The 7,702-nt window shown below is 65.1% G+C and carries 6 protein-coding genes; 2 read left to right on the top strand and 4 right to left on the bottom strand.

The window, feature by feature from the left end; all coding sequences use genetic code 11:
* Nucleotides 1-271 precede the first annotated feature (271 nt).
* Nucleotides 272-1,306 carry a threonine aldolase family protein gene (locus ACT6Y9_RS06950; protein ID WP_443743993.1) on the bottom strand — a complete coding sequence of 345 codons (1,035 nt, stop codon included), beginning with the start codon at nucleotides 1,304-1,306 and terminating at the stop codon, nucleotides 272-274.
* Between the two features lie 148 nt (nucleotides 1,307-1,454).
* Here ACT6Y9_RS06950 and ACT6Y9_RS06945 point away from each other — a divergent pair, with 148 nt between their 5' ends.
* On the top strand, nucleotides 1,455-2,360 hold the full coding sequence (locus ACT6Y9_RS06945; protein ID WP_295480589.1) for a LysR family transcriptional regulator: 906 nt from the start codon (nucleotides 1,455-1,457) through the stop codon (nucleotides 2,358-2,360).
* Nucleotides 2,361-2,562: 202 nt separating this feature from the next.
* Here the strand turns inward: ACT6Y9_RS06945 and ACT6Y9_RS06940 are convergent, their stop codons facing one another.
* From ACT6Y9_RS06940 to ACT6Y9_RS06930, 3 genes are all read right to left on the bottom strand, one after another.
* Nucleotides 2,563-3,651: an ABC transporter ATP-binding protein gene (locus ACT6Y9_RS06940; protein WP_295480591.1), complete on the bottom strand. Its 1,089-nt coding sequence runs from the start codon at nucleotides 3,649-3,651 to the stop codon at nucleotides 2,563-2,565.
* 3 nt (nucleotides 3,652-3,654) lie between these two features.
* Nucleotides 3,655-5,328 carry an ABC transporter permease gene (locus tag ACT6Y9_RS06935; protein WP_443743992.1) on the bottom strand — a complete coding sequence of 558 codons (1,674 nt, stop codon included), beginning with the start codon at nucleotides 5,326-5,328 and terminating at the stop codon, nucleotides 3,655-3,657.
* A 100-nt stretch (nucleotides 5,329-5,428) separates the two neighbouring features.
* Complete coding sequence (locus tag ACT6Y9_RS06930; RefSeq protein ID WP_443743991.1) at nucleotides 5,429-6,421, bottom strand: ABC transporter substrate-binding protein; 993 nt, start codon at nucleotides 6,419-6,421, stop codon at nucleotides 5,429-5,431.
* A 358-nt stretch (nucleotides 6,422-6,779) separates the two neighbouring features.
* Here ACT6Y9_RS06930 and ACT6Y9_RS06925 point away from each other — a divergent pair.
* The coding region (locus tag ACT6Y9_RS06925) for an FAD-dependent oxidoreductase (RefSeq protein ID WP_443743990.1) at nucleotides 6,780-7,702 on the top strand (923 nt) is incomplete at its 3' end.

Raw genomic sequence — 7,702 nt, 5'->3', positions numbered from 1 at the left:
CCCCGGCGGAGTGCGGCTTCGGGCGCAAACGCGGCGCACGGGCGGCCCTCCCCGAAAGGCATCCCGCATTCTAGCCGGCTCAGGAAGTGCGGCGCGCCCGAAGCGTCGGGAAGGTCCGCCGCCCACGGGCGCCCTGATTCCGTCAGGCCTGCTCCTGCCGGCGCGAGAGCGCGTGGAGCTCCTTCCAGTGAATGATGCAATGGAAGACAGCGACGAAGACGAGCGCCCGACTGGGTCCCCGCCGCTCCGCCCGCGCGATGCGCCACGGCCCTCAGAGGGCCGCGATCAGCGCGTCCACGTCCTTCGGGTCGGTGGACCAGGAGGTGGCGATGCGCCGCACGACGTGCTGCGCGTCAGTCCGCTCCCAGAAGCTCGTGAGCACGACCTTGTCGAGCCGTTCGGCCGCTTCATTCGTGAGCCGCACGAAGATCTGGTTCGTCGTGCTCCCGAAGACCACGTCGTAGCCCTTCTCCGTCAGGGCCGCGCGGATGCGGTCGGCCTCGCGGACGGCGTGACGGCCGAGCTCGAGCCCGAGGTCGTCGGTGAAGAGCGCGTCGAACTGGATGCCGAGCACCTTGCTCTTGGCGAGCATCGCGCCGTACTGCTTCATGAGCGTGAAGAACCCCGGCACCGTGCCGGCCTTCGGGAACACCACGGCCTCGCCGAAGAGCGTGCCGCACTTCGTGCCGCCGATGTAGAAGACGTCCGCGAGGCGCGCGAGGTCGCCGAGCGTCACGTCGTTCGTCTTTGAACCGAGCCCGTAGAAGAGCCGCGCGCCGTCCACGTAGAGGGGCGCGCCGCGGCGGCGGCAGACCTCCGAGAGGGCCGTGAGCTCCTCGAGCGTATAGAGCGTGCCGTATTCGGTGGGCTGCGTGATGTAGACCATGCCGGGCTCGACCATGTGCAGGCGGTTGCCGTCGCCCTCCCAGGCGGCGAAGACCGCGTCCACGTCCTCTGCGGAAATCTTGCCCTGCCGCTCGGCGATCTCGATCACCTTGTGGCCGGAGGCCTCGATCGCGCCGGCCTCATGCACGGCGATGTGGCCCGTCTTGGCGGCGACGACGCCCTGCCAGGACTTGAGCATCGTGCTGATCACGACCTTGTTCGTCTGCGTGCCGCCCGAGAGGAAGCGCACCTCCGCGTCGGGGACGCCGCAGGCCGCGCGGATCTTGTCGCGCGCGGCGTTGCAGAAGCAGTCGCTCCCGGCCTCGTCGTAGCAGCCCGTCTTCACGAAGTTGTTGGCGCAAAGGGCCTCGAGCACCTTGGGATGAGCGGCATCAAGATAGTCGCAGGCAAAGTTGAGCATGTTGGTTGTTCCTCTGGGTGAGGGAATGAATCCGGGATAATTCTGATGGGCGGAAAGTCTATGCCGATTCAATCAGTGAGTAAAATAACCTGATGTAACAAAATAAGTGATGAAGAGTCACTTTCGACACACTGCGGAGCTGCTCAGGATGAATCTCGAAAAAGTCCAGTACCTTCTCACCGCCATCGAGTGCGGCAGCTTCTCACTCGCTGCGGACAAGCTCGGCATGACGCAGTCGGGCCTCAACCGCCAGATCACCTCCCTCGAGGAGGAGCTCAAGACGACGCTGCTTCTGCGCGGCCGGCGGGGCGTCGTCCCGGCCAAGGGAGCCGAATCCGTGATCGCGCGCCTGCGCGACCTGATGGCCGCGGAGAAGCGCGTGTACGAGGAGATCGCGGCCGTGCGCGGGCTCCTCACGGGCGAACTCACGATCGGGTCGTACTTCAGCATCTCCACGACGTGGCTCCCGCCCCTCCTGAAGCGTTATTCCGACGCCTATCCGGCGATTTCGCTCTCCACGGTCGAAGGTTCGGACGCGGAGCTCATCGAGTGCCTGAGAAACGGTTCGCTCGACTGCGCCTTCCTCTCGCAGCACTCCTACGACGGGGACTTCTTCCCGTTGATGGAGACGGAGTTCGTCGCGCTCCTCCCGCCCGGGCACCCGCTCACCGAGAACGAATCCGTCACCGTCTCGCAGATCACGCGCGAGCCCTTCATCTACCCGCGGCAGCACCACAACACGGACATCGACGACTTCTTCGCGCGCCACAAGACCGCGCCCAAGATCCACCTGCAGACGAACGACCCGTATTCGGCCTACGCAATGGTGAACGCCGGGCTCGGCGTCTCGGTGAACAACCGCCTGCAGAGCATCAACCTCAAGGGCGACGTCGTGCTGCGGCCCTTCCGCCCGCAGGAGCGCGTGACGCTCGGGCTCGCGCTCCCCTCGCTTGAAACCGCCTCCCCCGCATTGATGCGGCTCGTGACGATGGCGCGCGAGGCCGCGGCGGGCTTCGCCGACGGCCCCTGGGCGGCGGCGCTTCCGGCGAAATAATCGGCCTCGAAGCTTCGGGGAGCTGCGTCCGAAGCGGCCCCGCGCCCAAACGCTGTCCCGAAAGTCAGCCTTTCGGACGGCGTTTTGCTTGTGCCGGAGCCGCCCCATGTCTCACGTGCGGCTTTTCCCCGCGTGTACACGGAGCTCGTTTTGTACACAAGCGTCGGAGCTCCCCGTCTTGAGGCGCTCCGACGCCCGCATCTCATCCGCGGATCACGACGCCCGCTTCGGGCGTGAAGGCGGCGCGCAGGAGCGCTCCGGGCTCAACGAGCCGCGTGCCCGGCAGGAACGGCACCGACATCGAGAAAGGCTTCTTCTGTTCAAGACCCGGAATCTCGACCTCATAGTTGATGCGGTCGCCTTCAAAGAGACGGTTGACGATCCGGATCGGGATCCCGGCGGGATCCGTCGTGAAGCCGAGGTTTTCCGGGCGCACCACGAGGAGCGCCTTCTCGCCCGCCGCGGGCGGGTTCTGCCGACCCATGCGGGCCCTGAGAGCGACGCCGCCCACCTCAAAGCGCGCGAATCCGTCCTCCCGCCCGGCGAGCACGCCCGGGATCAAGTTCGCCTGCCCGATGAAGTCCGCGACGAAGGCGGTGGCGGGGTCCTCGTAGAGCTCCATGGGCGTGCCCACCTGTTCGATCCGGCCGCGGTTCATCACCATGATGCGGTCGGACATCGTGAGCGCCTCCTTCTGGTCGTGCGTGACGTAGAGGCACGTCACCGCGAGCTCCTGCTGGATGCGGCGGATCTCGGTGCGCATGTGAAGCCGCAGCTTCGCGTCGAGGTTCGAGAGCGGTTCGTCCATGAGGAGGATCTTGGGGCTGAGCACGAGCACGCGGGCGAGCGCGACGCGCTGCTGCTCGCCCCCGGAGAGCTGATTGGGATGGCGATGCTCGGCTTTTGCGAGCCCCACCATCTCGAGGCCCTCCCTCACCTTCCGCGCGAGGGCGTCGCCCGAGAGGCCGCGGATGCGCAGGCCGTAGGCGACGTTCTCGAAGATCGTCATGTGGGGGAAGAGCGCGTAGTTCTGGAAGACAAAGCCCATGTCGCGCTTGTTGGCCGGGACGTGCGTGATGTCGGCGCCGTCGACGATGATCGCGCCCGACGAAGGCGTCTCAAAGCCCGCGACCATGCGCAGGGTCGTCGTCTTCCCGCAGCCCGAGGGCCCGAGGAAGGTGAGGAATTCGCCGGGCTTCACCATGAGGTTCACGTCGTCGACCGCAGCGAACGTTTCGTTGTCCTTCACGTAGGTGCGGCAGATGCCGCGAAGTTCGAGGGAGATGGACATTTTTTAATGGACTCCGATGGCGTCGCCGTTGCGGCAGATGAGCCGGGCGATCAGATTGATCACGCCCGACGCGATGAAGACGAGGATGATGAGGACGATCGAGAAGGCGCAGGCCTGCGCGAACTGCAGCTCCGTCATGCATTCGAGAATACGCGTCGTGATGAGCGTCCAGTGCACGGAGACGAGGAAGATCGTCGCACTGATCGCCGTCATCGAATGAATGAAGAGGTAGCGCATGCCCGCGAGGATCGCCGGAAGCACGAGCGGGATCGTGATCGACGTGAAGGTCTTCACCGACGAGGCGCCGAGGCTCCGGCTCGCCTCCTCGATCGACGGATCGATCTGCGAGAGCGCCGCGATCACGTTGCGGATGCCCGCGGAAGAGTAGCGGAAGAGATAGGCCGCGATCAGGATGTAGATCGTCCCGGTGATGAAGATCGGATAGTCGTTGAAGGCGATGATGTACGCGATGCCGACCACCGTGCCGGGAAGCGTGTAGTTGAGGAGCGAGACGGTCTCGAGAATGCGGCTCCCGCGCACCTTGAGGCGCGCCGCGGCGTAGCCCACGAGCACGGCGAGAAGCCCGCCCAGAGGCGTGCCGATGCAGGCGATGAGGAGCGTGTCCTTGATCGCCTTGGCGCCGTGGGTGAAGACGTAGTCGTAGTGCTCGAGCGTGAAGGTGTTGTCGACGCCCCAGACGTGCACGAGCGACCCCGAGAGGATGATCGCGTAGAGATAGAGGATGAAGAGCACGACGAGGGCGACGGTGCCGAGGATGACGGTGCTGAGCACCGGGCCCGGGCCCTTGACGCTGCTCCGGCCGCCCGCCTTGCCCGAAACCGTCACGTAGCTCTTACGCCCGACCCACCAGCGCTGCAGCGAATAGACGATGATCGCCGGGATGAGGAGCATGAAGGAGAGCGCCGCGCCACCCTTGAAGTCGTACATGCCGGTGATCACGAGGTAGGCCTGCGTCGGGAGGACGGGGAAGCTGTGGCCGCCCAGCACCTGCGGGGTCGCGAAGTCCGCGAGCGAGCAGGAGAAGACGAGAAGGAACGCATTGGCGATGCCCGGGGCGGCGAGCGGCAGCGTCACCGTGCGGAACACCTTGAAGCTCGACGCGCCGAGCGAATACGCCGCATCCTCGAGATTCGGGTCGATGCGCGCGAGAATCGTCGAAAGCGTCATGAAGGCGACCGGGAAGAACGTGAGCGTCTCGGAGATGAACGTTCCCCAGAAGCCGTAGAAGTTGAAGTTCCCGAGGCCGAAGAAGTCGAGCAGGATGCCGTTGGGGCCGAGCGAAAGCGTGAGCGCGATGCTGCTCGTGAAGGGCGGCGAGATGAGCGGCAGAAGCGTCACGGCGCTCACCGCGGCCGCAACCCATTTGGGGAGCTTGAGGCGCGTCACCGCAAAGGCGAAGATGAAGCCGAGCACGGTGCCGGCGAGGCCGACGGAGCACCCGAGGAGGATGCTGTTCACGGCCGCCTGGCGGTCGTACCAGCTCTCGATGAAGGGGCGGAGGTTTTCAAGCGTGAAGCTTCCGTCGGCCGTGAAGGCCATCAGGAGAAGCCGCACGAGCGGGTAGACGACGAAGAGCGCGAGGAGGACCCAGAGAACGAGAACCGCAAACCGGGACGCCGCATCGCCGCGCGGCGTGAGCGCGTGTGCTTGTGCCATGAGATGAAGATCAGAAAGGGAGAGTGGTCGGAGGGCTGCGGGAGGCGCGCGGCCCGCTCCTGGAGCGCACGCCTCCCTCCGGTCAAGCCGTCTGAGCGGCTCAGCGGATCACCTCGTTGATCCACTTCTGCGTGAAGCGCTTGCGGTTCTCACCCTTCCAGACGACGTCGGTCGTGACGACGTTGATCTTCGAGAGGTCGAGGATCGGATTGTCGGTCTTCACGTCCGTGCGGGTCGGAACGTAGTTGATCTTGTTGGCGACGATGAATTCGGCGAACTTCTTCGAAGCGGCCCAGTCGACGAACTTCTTCGCCTGCTCGTTGTTCTTGCCGCCCGCGATGACGCCCGTGGCCTCGATGCCGAAGCTCACGCCGTCCTCCGGATACGTGATCTTCACGGGATACCCCTGCTGCGCGATGTCGAGGGCGTCGACGATGTAGAAGATGCCCGAAGCGCACTGGCCGGTCGCGATCGGCATCGCGCCGCCCGCACCGCTCTTCGTGTACATCTGGATGTTGGCGTTGAGCTGCTTCTGGAACTTGAAGGCCTCGTCCTCGCCCATCACCTTCACGAGCGAATAGATGCGTTCGGTCGCGGTGCCCGACGTGCGCGCGTCGGCCATCTGCAGGCCGTTCTTGTAGCGCGGATCAAGGAGGTCCGCCCATTTCGTAGGCGCCTGCATGCCGTTCTTCTCGAGGAACTTGGTGTTCGTGAGGAAGCAGAGCGGAATCACCCCGATGCCGGTCCAATGGTTGCCCGGGTCGCGCAGGTTTTCCGGGATGGCGTCGGAGTCCTTCGGACGATAGGACTCGAAAATGCCCTCCTTGATGCCCGCAGCATAGGTGTCGGCCGGGCCGCCCAGCATCACGTCCACCTGCGGGTTCCTCTTTTCAGCCGTGAGGCGCGCGAGAGCCTCGCCCGAGGAGAAGCGCAGGAAGTTCACCTTGATGCCCGTGTCCTTCGTGAATTCCGCGAAGATCTTGGACGCATACTTTTCCGGCATGATCGAATAGGCGTTCAACTCTTCGGCGTTCACGGCGCCGGCGACGAGGCAGAGACCTGCAAGGAGGACGGGAAGTTTCGCGAAGCCCATGGCTGCTTCTCCTTAGTATGGATGAATGGATCCGGCGCGGCTCAGTCCGCGGCCGGGCGTCACAGAATTGTAATAACTCCGCCTCCGTCTCCATATAGGAGGTTTTTCGCGCATCCGCCTGGGCCGCGGGGCGATCCCACCGTCTGCCCGGAAAACGCTTCACGCCGCTGAAACCTGACCGCCGTCAAAAGGCACCTCTCTCTTTTCTCGGCCACGCGGAATCGCCGACCTACACTTTCCTCCGCCAAAAGACGTACCTCCGCCCTTGACCGAAAGGGGGGCTCCGGCCGTCTTCTTCATTCGGAAGCCGCCCTTCAAGGCGTGCCTTCCGGGAAGCTTTCTGGAAAGGAGAAGCATCATGAGTCTGCGCAAGCTTTGCCTCGCCGCCGCCGTCGTCGCCGCCCTCACGGGCGCTTCCGCCGCCTCGGCCGCCCAACTCAAGGACGGCGTCTGGACGGGCGAAGGCCAGGGCCGCAACGGCACCATCACGGTTGAGATGACTACCGCGAACGGGAAGATCACGGCCGTCAAGGTCGTGAAGCACGGCGAAACGCCCGGGATTTCGGACGCCGCGTTCGCGCGCGCTCCCGGCGAGATCGTCGCCGCGCAGAGCACCGGCATCGACGCCGTGACGGGCGCCACGATGACGACGAACGGCATCAAGGCCGCCGTCGCCTCCGCGATCAAGGCCGCGGGCGGCGATCCCGCCGCCTTCACCGCTGCGGTCGTGCCGAAGAAGACCGCCAAGAAGGTGATCAAGGAGTCCGCCGACATCGTCGTCGTGGGTGCGGGCGGCGCGGGCATCTCCGCGGCCGTGAAGGCCGAGACGCTCGGCAAGAGCGTGATCCTCATCGAGAAGATGCCCACCATCGGCGGCGCGACGGTCCTCAACGCCGGCACGCTGATCGCCACGGGCTCGCGCTACCAGCGCGAGGTGATGAAGGAGACGAAGGACTCGCCCGAGCTCGCCTACAAGGACATCTTCCGCGTCGGCAAGAACAAGAACGACCCGGTGCTAGTGAAGATGGTGACCGAGAAGGTGGGCGGAGTCGTCGACTGGCTCATCTACGACATGAAGATCCCGTACGGCCCGGCCGCCACGCAGTACCCGGACCATTCCGCGAACCGGCAGCTCGGCGTCGAGGGACGTTCGGTGAACTTCCTCCATCTTATGAAGGACAAGTTCCTCGGCATGGGGGGGAAGCTCATGCTTGAGACGCGCGCGCAGTCCTTCATTGAGAAGGACGGCCGGGTGGTGGGCGTCAAGGCCGTCGATGCCGC

The organism is Sutterella sp., from assembly GCF_052272535.1.
Taxonomy (GTDB): domain Bacteria; phylum Pseudomonadota; class Gammaproteobacteria; order Burkholderiales; family Burkholderiaceae_F; genus Sutterella.
Note: the sequence above shows the minus strand (reverse complement) of the source record. Positions and strands in the feature narration are given on the sequence as shown.

Bases quoted from the DNA above. Each gene is read 5' to 3' on its own strand.
- ACT6Y9_RS06950 (WP_443743993.1), bottom strand. From the start codon at position 1,306: ATGCTCAACTTTGCCTGCGACTATCTTGATGCCGCTCATCCCAAGGTG.
- ACT6Y9_RS06945 (WP_295480589.1), top strand. From the start codon at position 1,455: ATGAATCTCGAAAAAGTCCAGTACCTTCTCACCGCCATCGAGTGCGGC.
- ACT6Y9_RS06940 (WP_295480591.1), bottom strand. From the start codon at position 3,651: ATGTCCATCTCCCTCGAACTTCGCGGCATCTGCCGCACCTACGTGAAG.
- ACT6Y9_RS06935 (WP_443743992.1), bottom strand. From the start codon at position 5,328: ATGGCACAAGCACACGCGCTCACGCCGCGCGGCGATGCGGCGTCCCGG.
- ACT6Y9_RS06930 (WP_443743991.1), bottom strand. From the start codon at position 6,421: ATGGGCTTCGCGAAACTTCCCGTCCTCCTTGCAGGTCTCTGCCTCGTC.